The 22429-nt window shown below is 65.8% G+C and carries 17 protein-coding genes; 12 read left to right on the plus strand and 5 right to left on the minus strand.

The genetic code is table 11. The annotated features are described in order from the left end of the window. Positions 1-99 precede the first annotated feature (99 nt). The 4 genes from J2X54_RS14325 (at position 100) to corA (ending at position 3624) form a co-directional block, all read left to right on the plus strand. Positions 100-987, plus strand: a complete 888-nt coding sequence (locus tag J2X54_RS14325; RefSeq protein ID WP_310181514.1) for a TonB family protein — start codon at positions 100-102, stop codon at positions 985-987. Between the two features lie 2 nt (positions 988-989). Further along, positions 990-1829 carry a shikimate dehydrogenase gene (gene aroE, locus J2X54_RS14330; protein ID WP_310181515.1) on the plus strand — a complete coding sequence of 280 codons (840 nt, stop codon included), beginning with the start codon at positions 990-992 and terminating at the stop codon, positions 1827-1829. After that, positions 1826-2569, plus strand: coding sequence for a monofunctional biosynthetic peptidoglycan transglycosylase (gene mtgA / locus J2X54_RS14335; RefSeq protein ID WP_310181516.1), 744 nt, complete (start codon positions 1826-1828; stop codon positions 2567-2569). The genes aroE and mtgA overlap by 4 nt, the downstream gene beginning before the upstream one ends. Positions 2570-2658: 89 nt before the next feature. Next, complete coding sequence (gene corA, locus J2X54_RS14340; RefSeq protein WP_019921324.1) at positions 2659-3624, plus strand: magnesium/cobalt transporter CorA; 966 nt, start codon at positions 2659-2661, stop codon at positions 3622-3624. 4 nt (positions 3625-3628) lie between these two features. Here corA and J2X54_RS14345 read toward each other — a convergent pair whose 3' ends face one another. After that, positions 3629-5266 carry a methyl-accepting chemotaxis protein gene (locus J2X54_RS14345; protein WP_310181517.1) on the minus strand — a complete coding sequence of 546 codons (1638 nt, stop codon included), beginning with the start codon at positions 5264-5266 and terminating at the stop codon, positions 3629-3631. Positions 5267-5492: 226 nt separating this feature from the next. After that, a complete protein-coding gene (locus J2X54_RS14350; RefSeq protein ID WP_310181518.1) occupies positions 5493-6233 on the minus strand; it encodes a GAF domain-containing protein in 741 nt (246 codons plus the stop codon). Positions 6234-6520: 287 nt separating this feature from the next. Here J2X54_RS14350 and J2X54_RS14355 point away from each other — a divergent pair, with 287 nt between their 5' ends. Together J2X54_RS14355 and J2X54_RS14360 are read left to right on the plus strand one after the other, a co-directional pair. Beyond that, complete coding sequence (locus J2X54_RS14355; protein ID WP_310181519.1) at positions 6521-8251, plus strand: ABC transporter permease subunit; 1731 nt, start codon at positions 6521-6523, stop codon at positions 8249-8251. A gap of 9 nt (positions 8252-8260) precedes the next feature. Then, on the plus strand, positions 8261-9574 hold the full coding sequence (locus J2X54_RS14360) for a nitrate/sulfonate/bicarbonate ABC transporter ATP-binding protein (RefSeq protein WP_310181520.1): 1314 nt from the start codon (positions 8261-8263) through the stop codon (positions 9572-9574). Between the two features lie 66 nt (positions 9575-9640). Here the strand turns inward: J2X54_RS14360 and hemL are convergent, their stop codons facing one another. Both hemL and J2X54_RS14370 read right to left on the minus strand, forming a co-directional pair. Continuing rightward, complete coding sequence (gene hemL, locus J2X54_RS14365) at positions 9641-10933, minus strand: glutamate-1-semialdehyde 2,1-aminomutase (protein ID WP_310181521.1); 1293 nt, start codon at positions 10931-10933, stop codon at positions 9641-9643. A gap of 37 nt (positions 10934-10970) precedes the next feature. After that, positions 10971-11840 carry a bifunctional hydroxymethylpyrimidine kinase/phosphomethylpyrimidine kinase gene (locus J2X54_RS14370; protein ID WP_070250319.1) on the minus strand — a complete coding sequence of 290 codons (870 nt, stop codon included), beginning with the start codon at positions 11838-11840 and terminating at the stop codon, positions 10971-10973. A gap of 96 nt (positions 11841-11936) precedes the next feature. Between J2X54_RS14370 and J2X54_RS14375 the strand changes: the two genes are divergently transcribed. From J2X54_RS14375 to J2X54_RS14400, 6 genes are read left to right on the plus strand one after another with little or no spacing between them, the layout of a single operon-like run. Next, positions 11937-12089 (plus strand): rubredoxin, encoded by a 153-nt coding sequence (locus tag J2X54_RS14375; RefSeq protein WP_020701174.1) that lies wholly within the window; start codon positions 11937-11939, stop codon positions 12087-12089. Positions 12090-12135: 46 nt separating this feature from the next. Next, positions 12136-12519: a response regulator gene (locus J2X54_RS14380; protein ID WP_070250321.1), complete on the plus strand. Its 384-nt coding sequence runs from the start codon at positions 12136-12138 to the stop codon at positions 12517-12519. A 19-nt stretch (positions 12520-12538) separates the two neighbouring features. Next, positions 12539-12913, plus strand: a complete 375-nt coding sequence (locus J2X54_RS14385; RefSeq protein ID WP_070250323.1) for a PleD family two-component system response regulator — start codon at positions 12539-12541, stop codon at positions 12911-12913. Between the two features lie 3 nt (positions 12914-12916). Beyond that, complete coding sequence (locus J2X54_RS14390; protein ID WP_310181522.1) at positions 12917-13495, plus strand: chemotaxis protein CheW; 579 nt, start codon at positions 12917-12919, stop codon at positions 13493-13495. 15 nt (positions 13496-13510) lie between these two features. Continuing rightward, positions 13511-15739, plus strand: a complete 2229-nt coding sequence (locus J2X54_RS14395; RefSeq protein WP_404990915.1) for a methyl-accepting chemotaxis protein — start codon at positions 13511-13513, stop codon at positions 15737-15739. 30 nt (positions 15740-15769) lie between these two features. Next, the gene (locus J2X54_RS14400; protein ID WP_310181523.1) at positions 15770-20881 is read left to right on the plus strand and encodes an Hpt domain-containing protein; all 5112 of its coding nucleotides are present in this window, start codon (positions 15770-15772) and stop codon (positions 20879-20881) included. Here J2X54_RS14400 and J2X54_RS14405 read toward each other — a convergent pair. Then, on the minus strand, positions 20862-22310 hold the full coding sequence (locus J2X54_RS14405) for a deoxyribodipyrimidine photo-lyase (RefSeq protein WP_310181524.1): 1449 nt from the start codon (positions 22308-22310) through the stop codon (positions 20862-20864). The two genes, J2X54_RS14400 and J2X54_RS14405, sit on opposite strands and share 20 nt — an antisense overlap. Positions 22311-22429 lie beyond the last annotated feature (119 nt).

The raw sequence follows: 22429 nt of genomic DNA on the forward strand, positions 1-22429 counted from the left end.
GGTGATCCGTCATCCCCGCGTACGCGGGGATGACGGTGCTGACGCCAGCGAATTGTTTTAACGTAAAATTGCCCTAACTCCCCAACCCCACGGCACCGCGTGAAGTCATTCCAACAAAATCGCTTCCTCTACACCGCCATCGGCGTTTCGCTACTGGCGCATGGCGCGTTGCTGGCGGTGCGCTTTGTCGCGCCTCCGCCCAGCCCGGTCAAGCCCACCGACCCCGGCCTGGAAGTGATCCTGGTCAACGCCAAGCACAAGAACGCCCCGCTCAAGGCCGAGGCGCTGGCCCAGGCCAACCTCGACGGCGGCGGCACGGTCGATAAAGGCCGGTCGAAGTCGCCGCTGCCCGACATGCGCAAGATGGAAACCGGCGACAGCATCGTCGCCACCCAGCGCCGCATCGCCGCGCTCGAAGAGCAGCAGCGCAACCTGCTCAACCAGGTCAAGCGCAAGAACCCGTTTGCCGTGCCCAAGGTGACCGAAGACGCCAAGCCCGATCCGCTGGCCAGCGGCGCCGATTTGCTCGAGTCGAGCAAGGCGATTGCCCGCCGCGCCGCCGAGATCAGCGAAACCATCGAAGACCAGAACAAGCGCCCGCGCAAGACGTTTTTGAGTCCCAGCACCCGGGGCGTCGGTTACGCCATGTATTACAAGACCCTGCAAAAACGCATCGAGGACGTCGGTACGCTGAACTTCCCGCAAAAAAACGGCCGCAAGCTGTACGGCCAGCTGGTGCTCTCGATACCCGTATTCCAGGATGGCACCATCTACACCAAGGAAGGCGGCATCGAAGTCACCACCAGCTCGAAGAACCCGGCGCTGGACCAGGCCGCGATCGATATCGTGCGGCGCGCCGCGCCGTTCGGCAAGTTCCCGGCCAATATGCGTTCGAGCGACCGCGATGACCTGTGGGTCATCGTCACCACCTTCCGCTTCACCCGCGACGATAAACTGGAAGCCGACATGCTCGGCGGAGCACAATAATAATGACAGCCACCCCGGCGCCAGCGGACCGCTACTGCGTGTTCGGCAACCCGATTGCCCATAGCAAATCGCCCGACATCCACGCCGCCTACGCGGCCCAGACCGGCCACGCCATCGTGTACGAAAAACGGCTGGCGCCGGTGGACGGCTTTGCCGCTGCCGTGCAGGCCTTCATCGCCGAAGGCGGGCGCGGCGCCAACGTCACCGTGCCGTTCAAGCTCGAGGCGGTCAAAGTGGCCAATGCCCTGACCATCCGCGCCCAGGCCGCCGGCGCCGTCAACACCTTGCACTTCACCGATGACGGCATCATTGGCGACAACACCGACGGCGCCGGCCTGGTGGCCGATATTGTCAATAACGCCGGCGTGCAGATCAGTGGCCGCCGCGTGCTGCTGCTGGGCGCCGGTGGCGCCGCACGCGGCGTGGTGCTGCCGATCCTCGAGCACAGCCCCGCGCAACTGGTGATCGCCAACCGCACCGTGGCCACCGCGCAGGCGCTGGCAGACCAGTTTGCCGCGCTGGGCGGCGAGGGCGTGGTATCGGCCTGTGGCTACGCCGATATCAATGGCGCGTTCGACCTGGTGATCAACGCCACGGCCGCCAGCCTTGGCGCCGAGCTGCCGCCGGTGCCGGGCACCGCGTTCGCACCGGGCGCGCTGGCGCTGGACATGATGTATGGCAAGGAGCCGACCGTGTTCCTCGAGTTTGCCGCCAGCCACGGTGCGGTCGTGCGCGACGGCCTGGGCATGCTGGTGGAGCAGGCGGCCGAGGCGTTTGCCGTGTGGCGCGGCGTCCATCCCGACACGGCGCCGGTATTGCAGTCGCTGCGCGGGCAGCTATGAAGGCGGCCAAAAAATCGCCGAAGCCTGCCGCGAAAACCGGCAAGTCCGGCGGCCGCTTCGGCTGGGTCAAGTGGGTCTTCATCGTGCCGGTGCTGCTGGTGCTGGTGGTGCAGCTGTATTTCTTCCTGCAGATCTGGTGGTGGGTTGACCACAATCCCGGCATGACCAGCTTCATGCGCGAGCAGCAGTCGGTCCTGCAAGACAAAAATCCCAAGGCCGAAATCCGCCAGACCTGGGTGCCGTACAACCGCATCTCGAACAATCTCAAGCGCGCCATCATCGCCTCGGAAGATGCCAATTTTTCCGAGCACGAGGGCGTGGACTGGGAAGCCCTGCAAAAAGCCTACGAAAAGAACACCAGGAAGCGCAAGGTGGTGGCCGGTGGTTCCACCATTACCCAGCAGCTGGCCAAGAATTTGTTCCTGTCCGGCTCGCGCAGCTATGTGCGCAAGGGCCAGGAACTGGTGATCACGTATATGCTGGAAATGCTGATGGACAAGCAGCGCATCTTCGAGATCTACCTGAACGTGGTGGAGTTCGGCACCGGCACGTTCGGCGCGGAAGCGGCGTCGCGCCACTATTACCGCACCAGCGCGGCCAGCCTGAGCGCCGGCCAGGCGGCCCGGCTGGCGGTAATGCTGCCCAATCCGCGCTACTACGACAAGCACCGTGATACCAGCTATCTGAACCGCAGAACTTCCACAATTCTGGCACGCATGAACGCAGTCGAGGTACCGTAAGATAAAATGCGGCCGAACCAACAGGGCAGGCTGGCTTAGCCAGTGCCTTTCCGAGTACACTTGCGCTGTTTCCAGAAGGCTCCCCACCGATGATTAATGTTTTCGTTCTCCAGAATGGCCGGCTCAACCAGGTACCGATCGACACGCGCGAAGACCTCGTCAACGCCGAGCCGGTGTGGGTGGACCTGACCGACCCGACGGACGACGAGCGGCTGTGGGTCAAGACCATTTATGGCGTGACCCTGCCGGGCGAAGACGAAGTCAAGGATATCGAAGCGTCGGCCCGTTACTACGAGGCGGAAAACGGCGACCTGCACCTGCGCACCGACTTTTTGCTGGAAGAAGACGACGGCCCGTCGCGCGTGATCACGGTGGCGTTCATCCTGGCGCGCAAGATGCTGTTCTCGGTCCATACCGACGATTTGCCAGTGTTCCGCCTGGTGCGCATGCGCGCCCGTTCGCGGCCCGGCTCGATCGGCGACTACATGGACGTGCTGCTGGACTTGTACGCGACCGACGCCGAGTATTCGGCCGATGCGCTCGAAGGCATTTACCTGAGCCTGGAAGAAGTCAGCGGCCGCGTGCTGCAAAAGCACTTCACCGATGACGACGCGGCGGCCGCGCTGAACTCGATCGCGCGCGAGGAAGACTTGAACGGCCGCATCCGCCGCAACATGATGGACACGCGCCGCGCAGTCAGTTTCCTGATGCGCGGCCGCCTGCTCAACGCCGACCAGTTCGAGGAAGCGCGCCAGATTTTGCGCGACATCGAATCGCTGGACGGCCACACCTCGTTCCTGTTCGATAAGATCAACTTCCTGATGGACGCCACCGTCGGCTTCATCAACATCAACCAGAACAAGATCATCAAGATCTTCTCGGTGGCCAGCGTGGCCTTCCTGCCACCGACGCTGATCGCCTCGATCTACGGCATGAACTTCAAGTGGCTGCCGGAACTGGAATGGCAGGCCGGCTACCCTTTCGCGCTGGCCCTGATGGTGACCAGCGCGATCGCGCCGTTCTGGTACTTCCGCCGGCGCGGCTGGCTGAAATAGAACCTTAGCCGCGCGCCAGGCGCAGGTTGCTGGCGCGCTTCGGTTGCGCAGCGCGCTGTGGCGCCTGCACTGCCTGCCGCGCCATGCCGTTGTCATGTTCGAGCTTGAACACACCGACCACTTCGGACAGCGCCGAGGCCTGCTGATCGAGCGCGTGGGCGGCAGCCGAGGCTTCTTCCACCAGCGCCGAGTTTTGCTGGGTCATGCCGTCCATCTCGCCGATGGCGCCGTTCACCTGTTCGATACCGATACTCTGCTCGGCGCTGGCCACGCTGATCTCGCTCATGATTTCGGTCACGCGCTTGACGCTGGTCACGACCTCTTCCATCGTCGTGCCGGCTTTCGACACCAGCTCGGTGCCGCTGCCCACCTTGCTCACCGAATCGTCGATCAGCGCCTTGATTTCCTTGGCGGCCGAGGCCGAACGCTGGGCCAGGTTGCGCACTTCGGTGGCCACCACGGCAAATCCGCGACCCTGTTCACCGGCGCGGGCCGCTTCCACCGCCGCGTTCAGCGCCAGGATGTTGGTCTGGAAGGCGATGCCGTCGATGACGGAAATGATGTCGACGATTTTCCGCGACGACTCGTTGATCGACGCCATGGTATCGGTGACCTGCTGCATTACCACGCCGCCCTGTTCCGAGACTGACGAGGCGGTCTGGGCCAGGGTATTGGCTTGCTGGGCATTGCTGGCGTTCTGGCGCACGGTCGAGGTCAGTTCTTCCATGGCGGTGGCCACTTTTTCCAGCGACGAGGCCTGGTGCGCGGTGCGGTTCGACATGTCTTCGTTGCCGGCAGCGATTTCGCTCGAGGCGGTGTCGATCGCGTGGGTGCCTTCGCGCACCTTGCCCACGATGGCGGCCAGGCTGTCGCGCATGCTCTTGATTTCATACAGCAGGCTGCTCTGGTCGCCATTTTTGACGTTGATGGCCACGGCCAGGTCGCCATTGGCAATCTGGCCGGCAACCTTGGTGGCGTAGGCCGGCTCGCCGCCCAGCTGACGCAACAGCACGTGCTTGATCATCCAGGAGATCGCAATGCTGAGGATGAAGGCGGTGATGGCCAGCGCGATCGTCCAGAAGCGGGCGCTTTCGGCGCGCTGTTCCGACAATTCGCTGGCCGCTGCCGCTTCCTGCTGGGCGGTGGTCAGCAGCACGGCCATGTCGGCCACGATCTGGCGCCGCAGCGGACTGCACTCGTTGACCAGGAACTTGCCGTACGCTTCCATCTCGTCGGCATCGCGGAATTTGCGCGGCTTGTTCAGTTCCTGCGCCATCGACAGCAGGCCGGTGCGTACCTTGTCGAACTGGGCGTTGCCGGCATAGGCCGGGGTCATTTTTTCCAGTGCCTTCAGGTAGATCGCTTTTTGCTCATCGACGATCGTCAGTTCCTTGGCCGCTTGCGCCTTGTCGTTGAAGATGAAGGCGTTGCGCGCAGCCAGGCCGGTTTGCGCCAGCGCTTCGCGTGCTTCCACCAGCGGCTCGAGGTGCTCGGTATTGATTTTATCCTGCTGCTTGAAAGCGGCGTTGATCGCCGTGACACCGAAGATGGAAACCGCCGCCAGCAGCAGCAGCAGCGCCGTCACCATGCCAAAGCCCAGCGACAGCTGGGTACCGATCTTGAGTTTTTTGAATGCGTTCATAATCTTCTTCCTGGAAACGTTGAACGTTTCCTCAGGCGCCATGCGGCTAGGGGAAACGTGACCGCAAGGCGGCGACAGTGGTTGTATTATTTTTTTGTGGCAGTCGCGAGAATTGGGCGGCGCCGGGAACGACAGGATTGCTGCGGTTGCTGCTTGCTTGAAAACTGCGGCTTAACAACTGCGACGTGCCGGCGGGGAGGGGGGCGGCATGCCGTCAAATTCGGTATTACGGTCGCGTTCGCCGCTGGATTTCTTCCGAGGCGATGGCGGCCAGTTCGCGCAGCGAGCGGATTTCGCGATCGCGCAGGCGGCGCGGTTCGCGGTCCAGCACGCATAAAGTGCCAAGTGGAACCTTGTTCGCGTCGAACAGCGGGAAGGCCGCGTAAAAACGGATATGCGGCTCGCCGATCACCAGTGGATTGTCCTGGAAGCGTGGGTCGCGCGTGGCGTCTTCCACCACGAACAGGCCGTCCTGCAAAATTGCGTGGCTGCAAAATGCCCAGTCGCGCGGCGTTTCCACGACTTCCACCCCGATGCGCGACTTGAACCACTGGCGCTTCGACGTCAACAAGCTGATCAGCGCCATCGGCGACTCGGTCACCTGGCTGGCCAGCCAGGTCAGGCGGTCGAAGACGGACTCGGCTGGCGTGTCGACAATGCGCGCGGCGTCGAGCGCCAGCAGGCGCTGGGCCTCGTCGTGCGGTACCGGGTAGGCTGCCGTTGGCAGCGGCAGGAATTCCGCGCTGCTGGCCACTGCCGGCGCCACTGCAGCCGCCACCGGTGCCACCAGGCCGCGCTGTTCCATCAGGCGTTTGACGGCAGACAGGCGCACGCGGCGGTGGCCACCGGGCGTCTTCCACGAAGGAATCGCGCCGTTCTCGATCCACAGTTGCGCCGTGCTGACAGCCACGCCCAGCAACTCTGCAGTCGCGCGGGTGGTCAGGACGGAATCTTTACTGTTGGGCATCTGGGACTCGCAAACGTGGACTGCCGGCAAGGCAGCGAATGAGGCCAGTGTACTGTAATTTCCAAGTGGAAACAATCGAAATTGACGAAAATGACGTTTTTATGTTTGTACAGCAATGAAATTTCTAGAGATAACTTTTTTATGCGTGAATTTTGATATTGGTCATCATTTCCGTCATTTATTTCAAGTAGCCCGAACAACCTTCCTGGACTTTCACAACTGTAATATTGTTGCATGCCGGATTCACTTAGAATGGCGGCCAATCTCAGTGTCCGGGAGCCACGACCATGTACAAGAAACGGCAATTTTTCCCCCGGCAGGTGGTGGAAGCCGGCGGCAACCGCTGGGACTGGGCGCTGCTGCCCATCGTGCTGGCCGTGTTCGTGCTGCTGGCCTATGGCGGCCAGCAAATGGCGCGCCCGTACCAGTTGGGCCAGGCGCTGCCGCTGTCGCTCGATCCCGCCAACCTGCCTTACTACCTGCTGCGCACCACCTTGCGCATGTTTATCGCGCTCGGTGCGTCGGTGGTGTTCGCCTGCGTGTTTGCCGCGCTCACCACCAAGTACCGGCTGGCCGAAAAAGTGCTGGTGCCGCTGCTCGACATCCTGCAGTCGATTCCCATCCTCGGTTTTTTGTCGATCACGGTCACTGCTTTTATCGCACTGTTTCCCGGCAACCTGCTGGGCGTGGAGTGCGCGGCCATCTTTGCCATCTTCACGTCGCAGGCGTGGAATATGGCGTTTTCCGCCTACCAGGGCTTTCGCAACGTGCCGGCCGAATTGTCGGAGGCGGCACAGGTGTTCCAGCTCTCAGGCTGGCAGCGCTTCTGGCGCCTGGAACTGCCGTTCGCCATGCCGGGCCTGTTGTGGAACATGATGATGTCGATGTCGGGCGGCTGGTTCTTCGTGGTGGCGTCGGAGGCGATCTCGGTCTCGAACCAGAACATCAAGCTGCCCGGCATCGGCTCGTACATCGCCCTGGCCATCGAGCAGAGCAACCTGGGCGCCATCGGCTGGGCCATCTTCGCCATGCTGATCGCGGTGCTGATGTACGACCAGCTGTTCTTCCGGCCGCTGCTGGCCTGGGCCGACAAGTTCCGCTTCGAGGAAACCGGCGGCGACACCGCGCAAAACTCCTGGCTGCTGACCTGGCTGCGCCGCACCGACCGCACCCAGGAATTCGTGGCGTGGTGCGGCCGGCTGCTGTCGCGCTCCATCGCGTTGTTCCGCCTCGGCCATGACGGCACCTCGATCCGCGCCCGCCGCGACCATCCGTCGCTGGTGCCGCAGCGCGTGTGGGACGCGGTGATCGTCGCCGTAGTGTTTTACGCCTTGTGGAGCCTGGGCCACTTCATCAGCACCGAGGTGGGCTGGGGCGAAGTGGGGCACGTGCTGGTGCTGGGTTGTTACACCATGCTGCGCGTGATTGGCCTGCTGGTGCTGGCCGCGCTGATCTGGGTACCGGTGGGCGTGTGGATTGGCATGAACCCGCGCTGGGCCTCGCGCACCCAGGCGGTGGCGCAGTTCCTCGCCGCCTTCCCGGCCAACCTGGTGTTCCCGGTGGCGGTGATCGTGATCATGCGCTACCAGCTCAATCCCGATATCTGGCTCTCGCCCCTGATGATCCTCGGTACCCAGTGGTACTTGCTGTTCAACGTGATTGCCGGCGCATCGACCATCCCGACCGAGTTGCGCCACGCCGCGCAGAACTTCGGCCTGACGGGCTGGCTCAAATGGCGGCGCTACCTGCTGCCGGCGATTTTCCCCAGCTTTGTCACCGGCGCCATTACCGCGTCGGGCGGCTCGTGGAATGCCAGCATCGTGGCCGAATACGTCAGCTGGGGTTCCACCACCGTCAAGGCCCATGGCCTGGGCAGCTACATCGCCGAGATGACCGCCACCGGCGATTTTCCGCGCATCGCTTTGGGCATCGGCGTGATGTGCATCTTCGTGATGGGCTTTAACCACTTCGTCTGGCGCCGCCTGTACCTCATGGCCGAGAGCCGGCTGCATTTCTAGGAGCACAGCATGAACCATACTCCCATCGTCGAACTCAAAGGCGTCGCCAAGCATTTCCGCGCAGCCGACGGCTCTGCCCGCGCGGTGCTCGAAGGCGTCGATTTCACCCTGCACGAAGGCGAGATCGTCGCGCTGCTGGGGCAGTCCGGCTCCGGCAAATCGACCATGCTGCGCCTGATGGCGGGGCTGATCCAGGCCGACGCCGGCCAGGTGCTGTATCGCGGCATGCCCTTGTACGGCACCGCGCGCGGCATCCGCATGGTGTTCCAGTCGTTTGCGCTGTTCCCTTGGCTCACGGTGCAAAAAAACGTGGAGCTCGGCCTGGAAGCGCAGGGCATGCCGGCCGCCGAACGGGCGCGCCGCGCATCGGCCGTGATCGATTTGATCGGCCTGTCCGGCTTCGAGGGCGCGCTGCCGCGCGAGCTGTCGGGCGGCATGCGCCAGCGCGTGGGCATTGCCAGGGCGCTGGTGATGGAGCCGGAAGTGCTGCTGATGGACGAAGCGTTTTCCGCGCTCGACGTGCTTACCGGCGAACGGCTGCGCGAGGAAATCCTCGACCTGTGGCAGTCGGGCCGGATTCCCACCAAGGCCATCCTGGTGGTGTCGCACAATATCGAGGAAGCGGTGATGATGGCCGACCGCGTGCTGATCTTCGCCAGTGACCCTGGCCGGGTGCGCGCCGAACTGCCGATCGCCTTGCCGCAGCCGCGCAAGGCCGAAGGCGCCGAAGTGCGCCACCTGATCGACAAGGTCTACGAGCTGATGACGGCCGGCGCCGGTCGGCGCGGCCCGATCAGCGAAAAGGAAGTGAAACTGCAACTGGGCGACCGCCTGCCGCAGGCCGACATCGCCCACATGGAAGGCATCCTGGAATTGCTGGCCGAAGAACCGTTCGCCGGCCGCGCCGACCTGCCGCAACTGGCCGAGGAAACCGACCTTACCGACGCCGAGCTGCTGGAAGTGACCAACGCCTTGCTGCTGCTGGGTTTTGCCCACCTGCTCGATGGCGACATCCTGCTGACGGAGCTGGGCGCGCGCTACGTGGCGACCGCAGACAGCGGCGCGCGGCAAGCGGTGTTCGGCAAGCAGCTGTTGGAGCACGTGCCGCTGATCGCGTACATCTGCCATGGATTGACGCAGGATCGGTCCGGGGACTTGCCGGAGGACTTGTTCCTCAAGCTGCTGCGGTTTACCTTGAGCGCAGAGGAGGCCGAACGCGCGCTGCGCGTGGCGATCGAGTGGGGGCGCTACGGGGATTTGTTCGAGTACGATTTCAATACGGGGGTGATTCAGGGTTCGGGCCCTCACCCCGCAACCACTTAGCGATGGGCCGCCGCTAAGGTATGGGGTCGGACCCATCGGGTCCGACCCCGGCCTGGCCGTGCGGGGTTAAGCTGCCTGCTTCTTGAACACGCGGGCAGCTGCCGCAATGGTCTCGTCGATCACCGCATCGCTATGCTGCGCCGACACGAACCCCGCCTCGAACGCCGCCGGCGCAAAATACACGCCTTCGTCCAGCATCGCGTGGAAGAACGCGTTGAAGCGTTCGCGGTCGCCCGCCATCATCTGCGCGTAGTTGTTCGGCGGCGTCTCGCTGAAGTACAGGCCGAACATGCCGCCCACCGAGTCGGCGCAGAACACCACGCCGGCTTCCTTGGCCGCTGCCGTCAGGCCCTTGGCCAGGCGCTCGGCCGTGGCGCCGAGGCATTCGTAAAAGCCCGGTTCCTGGATCAGTTTTAACGTGGTCATGCCTGCCGCCACCGCCACCGGGTTGCCCGACAGGGTGCCGGCCTGGTACACCGCACCCAGAGGCGCCATGTGGGACATCAGCTGCGCGCTGCCGCCAAACGCCGCCACCGGCAGGCCGCCGCCAATCACCTTGCCCAATGCGGTCAGGTCGGGCGTGATGCCGTACAGTTCCTGGGCGCCGCCCAGGGCCACGCGGAAGCCGCACATCACTTCGTCGAAAATCAGGAGCGCACCGTGCTCGGTGCACAGGTCGCGCGTGGCCTGCAGGAAGTCGGCGTTGGCCTTGATCAGGTTCATATTGCCGGCCACCGGCTCGATGATCACGCAGGCGATTTCGTCGCCGAAGTTGGCGAATGCCTCTTCCAGTTGCGTCACGTTGTTATAGTCGAGTACCAGCGTGTGCTTGACGAAGTCCTCGGGCACGCCGGCCGAGGTGGGGTTGCCGAAGGTGAGCAGGCCGCTGCCGGCTTTGACCAGCAGCGAGTCGGCGTGGCCGTGGTAGCAGCCCTCGAACTTGACGATCTTGTCGCGGCCGGTGGCGCCGCGCGCCAGGCGCAGCGCGCTCATGGTCGCCTCGGTGCCCGACGAGACCAGGCGCACCTGCTCGATCGACGGCACCAGGCGGCAGATTTCCTCGGCCATTTCCACTTCGCCCAGGGTCGGCGCGCCGAACGACAGGCCGCGCGTGGCCGCGTCCTGCACCGCCTTGACCACTTGCGGGTGGGCGTGGCCGACGATGGCCGGGCCCCACGAGCCGATGTAGTCGATATAGCGCTTGTCGTCGGCGTCCCAGAAGTACGGGCCTTCGGCACGGGTGATGAAGCGCGGCGTGCCGCCCACCGAGCGGAAGGCGCGGACCGGCGAGTTGACGCCGCCGGGCGTGGTTTTCTGGGCGCGGGCGAACAGCGTGTCGTTGTTGGAGATCGTGGTCATGGCGGTATCTTGTAATGTATGGATAAAACAGCCGGCGTTACTGCATGTCGGCGGCGGTCGTCAGCAGGTGGAAGAAGCGGTTGGGCACGAACTTGCCCATGCCGTAGCGCTGCGCGTGGGCCAGGGCGCCTACAGTGTACTCCTGCGCCGCTTTTACCGCTTCCGGGGCGTCCACCCCACGCGCCATGAAGGCGGTGATCGCGGCCGACAGCGTGCCGCCGGCGCCGATGAAGGGGCCGGGCAGGTGCTGCCAGGCGTCGTGGCTGACCATGCCGTCCGAGTGGTACAGGGTGTTGGCCAGGGTATTGGGCACCACGCGGTTGCCTACCTTGGCCTGCATGGCGCCGGCCTGGGTGCCGGTCACCAGCACGTATTCGCAGCCGAGCGCGATCAGGTATTCGACGTCGGACTGCAGCATGTTGTCGAGTCCATCGCCGCCGTCGCGCCAGGTTTCGGCCAGCCGGCCCAGTTCCACCACCGACAGCATCAACAGCGTCGCCTGCGGCACCAGCAGCTGGCGCACGGCGGTGAGCAGTTCTTCGGCCTCGTCGTCGGCCATGTCGGGCAGGCGCGAGCTGAACGGATCGAGGATCAGCGGCGCATCGGGGTAGTCGGACAGGATCTCGGCGATCGCCGCCACCTGCTCGACATTGGTCAGCGCACCGACCTTGAAGGCGGCCATGGTCATGTCTTCGAGGACCACGCGGGCCTGGTCGGCCACCCAGTCCGGGTCGATTTCCTGGGTGTCCTCGATGCGGGCGGTGTCGCCGATCAGCAACGCGGTGGTGGCGGCCAGGCCGGTGCACGAGAGGGCTGCAAATGCGGCCAGGTCGGCCTGGACACCGGTGGCGCCGGCGGGATCGGCAGCGCCGAAGCTTAATATGAGAGGAGAAGTTTGGATTTGCACGGCTGGTAGATTAAGATACCTGATTCGGCATTTTACTTGATTGAAGGGGGGCAGAACGTGAGTAGCAATGAAACAACGCAGGACTTCCAGACCTGGATGTGCCTGATCTGCGGCTGGATCTACGACGAACAGGCCGGCCTGCCCGACGAAGGCATCGCCCCCGGCACCCGCTGGGCCGACGTACCGATGAACTGGAGCTGCCCGGAATGCGGCGCCCGCAAGGACGATTTCGAGATGGTCGCCATCTGAAGCGGCGCCGGCGCGCGCCTGCTGCCGCATATGCTATGGTGTCGTCATGACTGAAGCCCTGACGATCATGGTAATCGACGACAGCAGCACTATCCGCCGCTCGGCCGAGATTTTCCTGTCCGATGCCGGCTACCAGGTGCTGCTGGCCGACGACGGCTTCGATGCGCTGGCCAAGCTGGCCGACCACCGGCCGGCGCTGGTGTTTTGCGACATCGTCATGCCGCGCCTGGACGGCTACCGCACTTGCGCGCTGATCAGGCAGAACACCCAATTCCACGCCACGCCGGTCGTCATGCTGTCCTCGAAGGATGGCCTGTTCGACCGCGCGCGCGGCGCCATGGCCGGTTCCGCCGCGTGCCTGGCCAAACCATTCACCCGGGACGGCATGCTCGCAGCGGTCCGCGCGCACACCACCAGTTCACCAGACTAGGAGACCCGCAGGGGGAACCATGGCCATACAACGCATACTGATCGTCGACGACTCGCCCACCGAGCGTTACTACCTGACCGACATCCTGGTCCAGCACGGCTACATCGTGGACACCGCCGACAGCGGCGAGGAAGCGCTGCTCAAGCTGCGCGCCGAAAAGCCCGACCTGATCCTGATGGACGTGGTGATGCCGGGTGCGAACGGCTTCCAGGTCACGCGCGCGATCGCGCGCGACCCGGTGCTCAAGGAAGTGCCGGTGATTATCTGCTCGAGCAAGGACCAGGAGACCGACCGTATCTGGGGCATGCGCCAGGGCGCGCGCGACTACCTGGTCAAGCCGGTCAAGCCGGGCGACCTGCTCGACAAGATCGCCGCCCTCGCCGCCCTCGGTTAAACGATGGACGCCGACACGCCCGCACCGCCTGACCCGGCCGGCGCTCCGCCATCCGGCGAGCGCCGCAGCAGCCTGCGCCAGTACCAGGTGCAGCTGCTCGAACGCATGCAGGCGGCCAAGAGCGGCGCCGCCGCCGGCGTGCGCGATCTCGGCGTGGAAATTCGGGGGCGGCACTACCTGCTCGACCTCACCCAGATCGGCGAGATCGTCACAGCGCAACCGGTTTCGCCGGTGCCGCTGGCGCGCCCGTGGTACCTGGGCCTGGCAAATATACGTGGCGACCTGACCGGCGTGATCGACCTGGCGCGCTACCTGGACCAGCCCGCCGCTGCGGTGCCTGGTGCGCCGGCCGAGCGCCGCCTGATCACCTTTTCGCCTAAACTGGGGTTCAACTGCGCGCTGCTGGCCGATCGCGTGCTGGGCTTGCGCACCTCGTCCGAGATGCAGGCGGTGGCCCAGCCCGCCACCGCAGCGCCGGCCTGGGCCGGGCGCCAGTTCGACGATGCCGACGGCCGGCGCTGGACGCTGCTGGACCTGGCACAACTGGTGCGCGAGCCGCGCTTCGCGCTGGTCGGCTTTTAAGGGAAGGGACGGGTTTTGGACCAGGAGACGTTCGATCACATCGCTGCCGCCCGCGTGAGCCAGGGCGGGCCGGTGCGCCTGCGTCATGCGCTCGACCGCCTCGGTTCTGCCGCCGGAATGCACGAGGCCCAGCACGAGGCCAAGCCCGGCATGCGGCGGCTGCCGCTGATCGGCCGCCTGCCCACCCAGCGCCAGTTGAGCATCCTGTCCACCGCGCTCGGCATCAGCCTGAGCGTGTCGGCCGCCTGCGTTGCCCTCAACACCATCCACAGCGCCAACCGGTCGGCGCAAACCCAGGTCGCCAGCGACGCGCTGATGCACTCGCAGCGCATCGGCAAGGCCGCGCCCAACGCTGTGCAGGGCAGCGACGAAGCGTTTCGCCAGCTCGAGGAAAGCCGGCGCGAACTCAATAACGACATCAAGCTGCTCACCCAGGGCGGCAAGGTGCAGGGCCGTCAGCTGCACGCGCCGGGCGCCGACCTGGCCGCCACCGTGGACTCGGTACGCAAGCAGTGGAGCGCCACCGACCTGGCCGCCGCCACCATCCTTACCCTCAAGACCGATTTGAGCGGCGTCGACCAGACCCTGCACAAGCTCAATGCCATGTCGCCCGACCTGCTGGCCCGCACCGAGGAGATCGGCGCATTGCGCGTGGCCGGCGGCGGCGCCGCGCGCGAGGTGGCCGCGCTGGGCAAGCTCACCATGCTCACCCAGCGCATGAGCCGCAGCGCCAGCGAATTTCTCACCGCCGGCGGCATCAGTTCCGAAACCGCGTTCCAGTTGGGGCGCGACACCACCGTGTTCCGCACCACGCTGGACGGCTTTTTGAGCGGCAGCGCCGCGCAGGGCCTGAGCGCCGTGCGCGAGCCGGAGCTGCGCGAGAAAATCGTCGCCCTCAAGGCGCAGTTCGAGGATTACCAGAAGCTGGTGGCCGCCATCCTCGACAAACTCGATAAATTCAGCGCCGCCAAAAACGCCGAGCGCCTGATCTTCAACGAGAACGAGGCGCTGCGCCAGCGCCTGTACACCTTGCAGCAGGCTTACCGCGCCGAACAGGATTCGCTGGGCCTGACCTTCTGGCTGATGGTGGGCTGCGGCATGTTCACGCTGGTGATGGCGGTGGCGATTGGCCGCGTGCTGCTGGTCGATTCCAACAACCGCACGCGCGGCGCCGACCGCCGCCGCCGCGAGGCCGATGCCATGCGCATGGAGTCGCAGCGCAAGGAGGAAGCGGCCAGGGAAACCAACGCCCAGAACCAGGCCGCCATCCTGCGCCTGATGAACGAGCTGCAAAAAGTGGCCGACGGCGACCTGACCGTGCGCGCCACGGTGTCGGAAAACGTCACCGGGGCGATTGCCGACACCGTTAACTACACGGTGGAAGAGTTGCGGGTGCTGGTGGGCCGCGTGACGGCCACCGCCGAACAGGTCACGCGCGCTTCGCTGCACGCGCACAGCATTTCCAACGATTTGCTGCGCGCCTCGCAGCAGCAGTCGCGTGAAATCCAGGGCGTGAGCAGTACCGTGGTGCGCATGGCCGACCAGATTACCGACGTCTCGCGCTCGGCCAGCGAATCGGCCGACGTGGCGCGGCAGTCGGTGGCGGCAGCCAACCTGGGCTCCACCGCCGTGGCCAACGCCATCTTCGGCATGCACGAGATCCGCGACCAGATCCAGGATACCTCCAAGCGCATCAAGCGCCTGGGCGAGTCGTCGCAGGAAATCGGCGAGATTACCGAGCTCATTTCCGACATCACCGAGCAGACCAACGTGCTGGCGCTCAACGCCGCCATCCAGGCCGCATCGGCCGGCGAGGCAGGGCGCGGCTTCACCGTGGTGGCCGAGGAAGTGCAGCGGCTGGCCGAGCGCTCGGCCGGCGCCGCCAAGCAGATCGGCGCGCTGGTGCGCACCATCCAGAACGACACCCACGACGCGGTGGCGGCCATGGAAAAATCCACGCGCGGTGTGGTGGAGGGCACGCGCCTGTCCGACGCCGCCGGCGCGGCATTGAACGATATTTCGCAGGTGTCGCACCGCCTGGCGGAACTGATTTCCGGCATCGCCCAGGCCACCGGCGAACAGGCCACGTCGGCCAGCGGCGTGGCGCGCAACATCCAGCTGATCCTGACGGTGACCGAACAGACCCAGGACGGCACCCAGCACACCGCGCAGTCGATCCATAAACTGTCGGTGCTGGCGCAGGAACTGAAAAACTCGGTGGCGCGGTTTCGCATCGCCTCCTGAGCGGCACAACATTGAAAGGCCGGTACCCGCATGACTGATACTTTTATCGCAAACACTGGCCCGCTGTCGTGGGTAATGGAAGAAATCCGCGAAGCGCTGGCCCGTTCGCGCACCGCCCTGCACGAAGCCGGCGGCCGCGCCCCGGAAGACCAGGCCACCCAGCTGCAACTGGCCAAAACCCATTTGCACCAGGCCCATGGCGCGTTGCAGATGGTCGACGTGGAAGGCTTGGGCCAGGTCACGGCGCTGGCCGAGACCGCGCTCGAGCGTTTCAAGTCGGGCGCCGTCAAGTGCAGCCCCGACCACGTGGCAGCGGTCACGCAGCTGTACCAGGCGCTGGTCGAGTACCTGGAAGAGCTGCTCGGCGGCGCACCGTCTCAACCGGCCAGGCTGTACCCGTACTACCGCGCGGTGCAGGAAATCGTCGGGGCGGAACGGATCCACCCGGCCGACCTGTTTTTCCCCGACCTGGGGCGCGCGGTGACGCTGCCGCCAGCCGACCCGGCGCCCGCAGCGGAGCAGGACTACGCCGCCTGCCGCCAGCGCTTCGAGCGCGCGCTGCTGCCGTACCTGAAAAGCCCGGAGCCGGCGCAGCAGCGCGAACACGCCGCCGCCCTGACCGAGGCCGTGGCGGCGGTGGCCGGCGCCCAGGAGCAGGCCGGGCCGCGCGCGTTCTGGCTGGCGCTGCAGGCCTTTGCCGAACTGGTGGCCGGCGGCGACATCGCCGGCAGCGTGCAGGTCAAGCAGCTGTTCGGCATGATCAACCTGCAGCTGCGGCGCCTGTCCCAGGGCACTGCCGCGCAACCGGACGCCATGCTGCGCGACGCCTTGTTCTTCATCGCCGTGGCCGGTCCGGCCAGCAGCTCGGCCACGGCGCGCGCGCTGTTCGCGGCCTTTGCGCTGGACGGCCTGGCGCCGCCCGATTACGACAGCCGCCGCTACGGCCAGCGCGATGCGCTGGCGCCCGCGCAGGCGCGTAGCTGGCAGAACGCCGCGCCGGAGCACACCACCGCCGAGATCAAGGCAGCGCTGCGCGCGGTCGAACACGCGCTCGACCGCTTCCATGCCGATCCGCAGCAGCGCGCAGCGCTGGCCAGCATGGCGCCGGTGCTCGATGTGCTGCACGCGACGCTGGCCGAACTGGAGCAGCCGGCCGCCGCGCAGGGCGCGCAGCAGGTACGCGCGCAGGTGGCCGCGCTGGCGCAAGACGGCGCCGAGCCGGCGCAGGAACTCAAAGCGCTCGACGACGTGGTGCAAAATGTCAGCGCGCTGGGTTTTTTTGCCGAGCTGCTGGCCCATAACGCGGCCGGCGCGCGCGAGCGCTTCGCCTTCGACGCGCAGCAGGGAAGCTTCCGCGCGGTGCCGTTTGCCAAGATGGCGGGCGCGGAATCGATCCCCGTGCTCGACGACGCGGTACCGGCGCCGCCGCCCGCCGCGCCGCCGCAGGACGCTGTGCCGGTCATGGAGACTGCCGCCAACACGCCGCAACTGCTGGCATTGTTCCTGTCCGAGGCGCGCGAGTCGCTCGACTTTGTCGATGCCACGCTGGGCGCCGCCGCGAACGAACAGCGCCTGATCGTGCTGCGCCGCGCCTTCAATACCCTCAAGGGCAGCGCCCGCACCGTGGCGCTGGACGATTTTGCCGACGGCGCGCAAGCGGTCGAGCGGGTGATGAATACCTGGCTGGCCGAAGAGCGGCCGGTGGACGAAGCGCTGGCGGCGCTGCTCGAACGCGCGGCCCGCGAACTGCGCGCCTGGACCGCGTTGCTGGCAAGTGACGGCGCAGAAGTACCGTTGAGCCACCGCGCCCAAGCCCTGGCTGCAGACGCTGCGCGCGTGCAGGGTGGCCTGCCGGCGATACCAGACGCCACTGAATCGCCCCGGATTGCCGACGCCGCTGCTGTCGCTGATGTGGCTGATGTGGCTGATGTCGCTGATGCCACTGAGGCCGCTGACATTGCCGCTGACCCGCACGCCACCGAAGCAACGGCTGCCGGTGAGTTGACCGCACCGGGTCCGCTGCTCGCCATTTTCGTGGCGGAAGCGAGCCAGCTGGTGGACCAGCTGTCGCACGACTTCGGCGCCTGGCGCCACGTCCCGCAGCGCGCGGCCGAGCCGCAGTCGCTGCGGGCGGCGCACACGCTGGCCGGCATTGCCGGCACCGTGGGCGTACCCGCGCTGCGCGCACTGGCGCTGGCGCTGGAAAACACCCTGGAAGCGCTGCAGGCGCCCGCACCGTTCCTCGACCAGGCGCAGCACGACCTGTTCGATTTCACGGCGCAGCGCTTGCGGCAAATGGTCGATACCGTGGGCGGCGGCGCCATGCCGTCCGCCCAGCCGGAACTGATCGCCGCACTGGCGGCGCTGCGCGCGCAGTTGCACGCGGCCGCGCCAGCCGCCAACCCGGCGCTGGAAGCGCAGCTCGACCAGCTGGTGGCGGAAGAGCAGGCAAATGAGCAGGCCGGCAGCGCCGCGCCAGCACAGGACGAGTCGCCGCTGGACGCCATGTTCCGCCAGGTGTACGAACAGCTCAGCGGCACCGTGCCGGCTTCGGAAGTTCCGGCCCCGGCGCCGAAGCGCGGCTGGCGCCACGTCGAGCCGCGCGTCGACGACGACATCGATGACCTGTTCAACACTGCCTTCGACGAAACCTTTGCCGAGCCGCCGCTGCACATCGCCGCGCCGGCCGCCGAAACCGCCCCGGAACCGGTGCCCACGCCTGCCATGGACGCAGGCCAGGAGTCCGAAGTGGCACCGGGACCGGAACCGGAACCGGGACCGGAACTGTATCCAGAGCCAGCGTCATTCAACGCCGCCGACACCGGCATCACCGAACTGCCGCTGGCCGCGCCGCCGCAGCACGATGCGCCGCCTGCCATCTTCAACGATGAACTGGACGCGGAACTGCTGGCCGTGTTCCTGGAGGAGGGCGCCGACCTGCTGCCGCAAGTGGGTGAAGCCCTGCGCGCCTGGCAGGGCGCGCCGCTCGACACCAGTCACGCGCAAGGCTTGCTGCGCCTGCTGCACACGGTCAAGGGCAGCGCGCGCATGGCCGGTGCCATGCGCCTGGGCCAGCACGTGCACGAGATCGAAACCCATATCGAAAACATGGTGCACGCCAGTTCTGCCACGGCGCAGGCGTTCGACGAACTGCTGGCCCATTACGACCATGCGCTGCTGCTGTTCGAGCAGTTGCAGAAGGGTGGCATGGCTGCTGCCGCTGAAGTGGGCGACCCGGCTGCGGCGCCCTGTGCCGAACTGTCGGCGCCACCGTGCACCGACGACCAGCCGGCCAGTAAATCGCCGCTGGTACGGGTGCGCGCCGACATCCTCGACCGCCTGGTGAACCAGGCCGGCGAAGTGTCGATTGCCCGCTCGCGGCTGGAAAACGAAGTGGGCGCCATGCGCGCCACGCTGGGCGACGTGTCCGACAACTTGTCCCGCTTGCGCCGGCAACTGCGCGAAATCGAGATGCAGGCCGAGTCCCAGATCGCCTCGAGCATGTCGCGCATGGCCGACATCAACGAGCGCGATTTCGATCCGCTCGAATTCGACCGCTTTACCCGTTTGCAGGAACTCACCCGCATGATGGCCGAAAGTGTCAACGATGCAGCCAGCCTGCACGAGCACCTGTCGCACAGCGTCCATCACGCCGGCGACGACCTGGTGCTGCAGGCGCGCGTGACGCGCGACCTCCAGCGCGACCTGATGCGGGTGCGCATGGTGCCGTTTTCCAGCATTGCCGAACGGCTGTTCCGGGTGGCGCGCCAGAGCGCCAAGGAAGTGGACAAGCGCGTCAACCTCGACCTGCGCGGCGGCAGCGTGGAAATCGACCGCGGCGTTTTGGAGCGCATGGTCGCGCCGTTCGAACACCTGCTGCGCAATGCGATCGCCCACGGCGTGGAACCGCGCGCCGCGCGCACCGCCGCAGGCAAGAGCGAAACCGGCGAGCTGCTGATGGAAGTGACGCAGCAGGGCAACGAGGTCGTGATCGAATTCTCTGACGATGGCGCCGGCCTCGACCTGGCGCGCATCCGCGCCAAGGGCGTGGCCAGCGGCTTGCTGGAAGACGGCGAAGATGTCACCGAAGCCCAGGTGGCCGACCTGATTTTCGAACCCGGCTTTACCACCGCCGAAGCGCTGACCGAATTGTCTGGCCGGGGCGTGGGCATGGACATCGTGCAGTCCGAGGCGCAGGCACTGGGCGGCCGGGTGGACCTGGAATCGACGCCGGGCAAAGGCACGCGTTTCGTGATCCGCCTGCCGCTCACGCTCGCTGTTACCCAGGTTGTGCTGGTGGCCGCCGGTGGCCGCAGCTACGCCTTGCCGGCCATCCTGGTCGAGCAGGTGCAGCAGATGAAGGAGGAGGCACTGGCCGCCGCCCACCGGTCGGGTCACGTGACGCTACAGGGCCGCCAGGCCGCGCTGCACTACCTGCCCGCGCTGCTGGGCGCCGTGGCCGCGCAGCCGCAGGTGAAACAGTCGGCGCCGGTGATGATGCTCAAGAACGGCACCGAGCGGCTGGCATTGCAGGTGGACCAGGTACTGGGCAACCGCGAAGTGGTGGTCAAGAATATCGGTCCGCAGCTCGCGCGCATGGCCGGCATCGCCGGCGCCACCGTGCTGGGATCGGGCGATATCGTGTTGATCCTTAACCCGGTGGCGCTGGTGCAGCACCTGGCGCAACACCCGGAGGCGCGCGAGCAGTATGCCCAGGCGGCTCAAGGCGGCGCCGACCCCGGTACCGGTGCGGTGGCGGGCGCACACGCAGCGACGGTGATGGTGGTCGATGATTCGATGACGGTGCGCCGCGTAACCGGGCGCCTGCTCGAGCGCGAAGGCTACCGCGTGCTGCTGGCCAAGGACGGCGTCGATGCGCTCGAACAGCTGCGCGAGCAAAAGCCCGACATGCTGCTGGTCGATATCGAAATGCCGCGCATGGACGGCTTCGACCTCACGCGCCAGGTGCGCGGCGACGACAGCACGGCGGCCATCCCGATCATCATGATCACGTCGCGCAGCGCCGACAAGCACCGCAACTACGCGCTGGACCTGGGCGTGAATGCCTTCTTCGGCAAGCCGTTCCCTGAGCCCGAACTGTTGGCGACGATGCAGGAACTGCTCAATCCTCAGGAGGCTTGACCTTTTTGACGACCTCGTAGCGCTCGAGCGTACGCTTGCGCGCCTCGTCGTGCATGACGATCGGGCCGGGGTAGGCCAGCGGCTCCATGCGCGGGTGCAGCCACGGCGCGTGGATTTCCTTGTCGCCCAGGTGTTTCAGCTGCGGCAGGTAGCGGCGTATGAATTTGCCGGCGCCGTCGAATTTTTCCGACTGCGTGATCGGGTTGAAGATGCGAAAGTACGGTTGCGCGTCGCACCCCGACGATGAGGCCCACTGCCAGCCGCCGTTGTTCGACGCCAGGTCGAAGTCGTTCAGGTGCAGCGCAAAATAGGCTTCGCCCCGGCGCCAGTCGATGCCGAGATCCTTGATCAAAAAACAGGCGGTCACCATGCGCAGGCGGTTGTGCATATAGCCGGTCTGGTTCAGTTGCAGCATGGCCGCATCGACCAGAGGGTAGCCGGTGCGCGCCTCGCACCAGGCGGTAAACAGCTCATCGGCTTCCGGCCCCGTCTCCCATGCGATGGCGTCATAGGCGGGCTTGAACGCGCTACCCACCACGTGCGGATTGTGGAACAAAATCATGGCGTAGAACTCGCGCCAGATCAGTTCCGCCAGCCACACCGGCGCGCCGTCGCCGCCGCCGCCGCGCGCCATCAGGTCCACCACGGTGCGCACCAGGTGGCGCACCGACAGGGTGCCAAAACGGAAATGCAGCGACAGGTAAGACGGGCCTTTGACGGCCGGGAAGTCGCGCGCGGTCTTGTAGTGGGCGATGCGCGGTAAAAAATCATCGAACAATTGTGCGGCGCCCGACATGCCGGTGGGGATTTTCAGTTCGGCCAGGTTGCTCGGCTCAAAGCCAAGCTGCTGCAAGGTGGGCAGCGTGGAGGATGGGAAGGGCGGCGGCGCCAGGCGCGCCGCGTGCGGCTCGATGTGGTACGGCGCGATCACGCTCGGATCGGCCTCGAGCTTTTTGAGCCAGGCGTTCTTGTATGGAGTGAAGACGGAAAACACGCCACCGGTTTGCGACAGCACTTCGCTTTTTTCGAACACCACCTGGTCCTTGAAACCGGCCAGCGCGCGGCCATCGGCTTGCAATGCTTGATGGACGGCGGCGTCGCGGGCGATTGCCTGCGGTTCATAGTCGTGGTTGCAATAGACCGCAGCGACGTTCAACTCGGCGGCCAGCGCCGGAATCTCCTTGAGCGGGTCGCCGTGGCGCGCCAGCAGGCAGCCTCCGAGCTGGCGCAGCTCTGCATCCACTTCGGCCACGCTGGCGTGGATGAAATCCACGCGCCGGTCCTGGCGCGGCAGGGCGTCCAGGATGGTGCTGTCGTAAATGAAAACGCAGTAGACTTTGTCACTGTCCTGCAGCGCCTGGTGCAAGGCAACGTGATCGAAAACCCGCAGATCGCGGCGCAGCCATACCAGGGTGGAATCGTGTTTCATTTAGTCTGTGTCTATCTTGTGGGGCAACGCAATCGTGGGTGCGCCGTGATTTCAGTGTAAACTACGCGGTGATTTGCTGGTTTCTTGCAGGCGAATACTAGCACCGACCGCCCCGAGCG

The sequence above is a fragment of the Duganella sp. 3397 genome (assembly GCF_031456625.1).
GTDB classification, from domain to species: Bacteria; Pseudomonadota; Gammaproteobacteria; order Burkholderiales; family Burkholderiaceae_D; genus Rugamonas; species Rugamonas phyllosphaerae.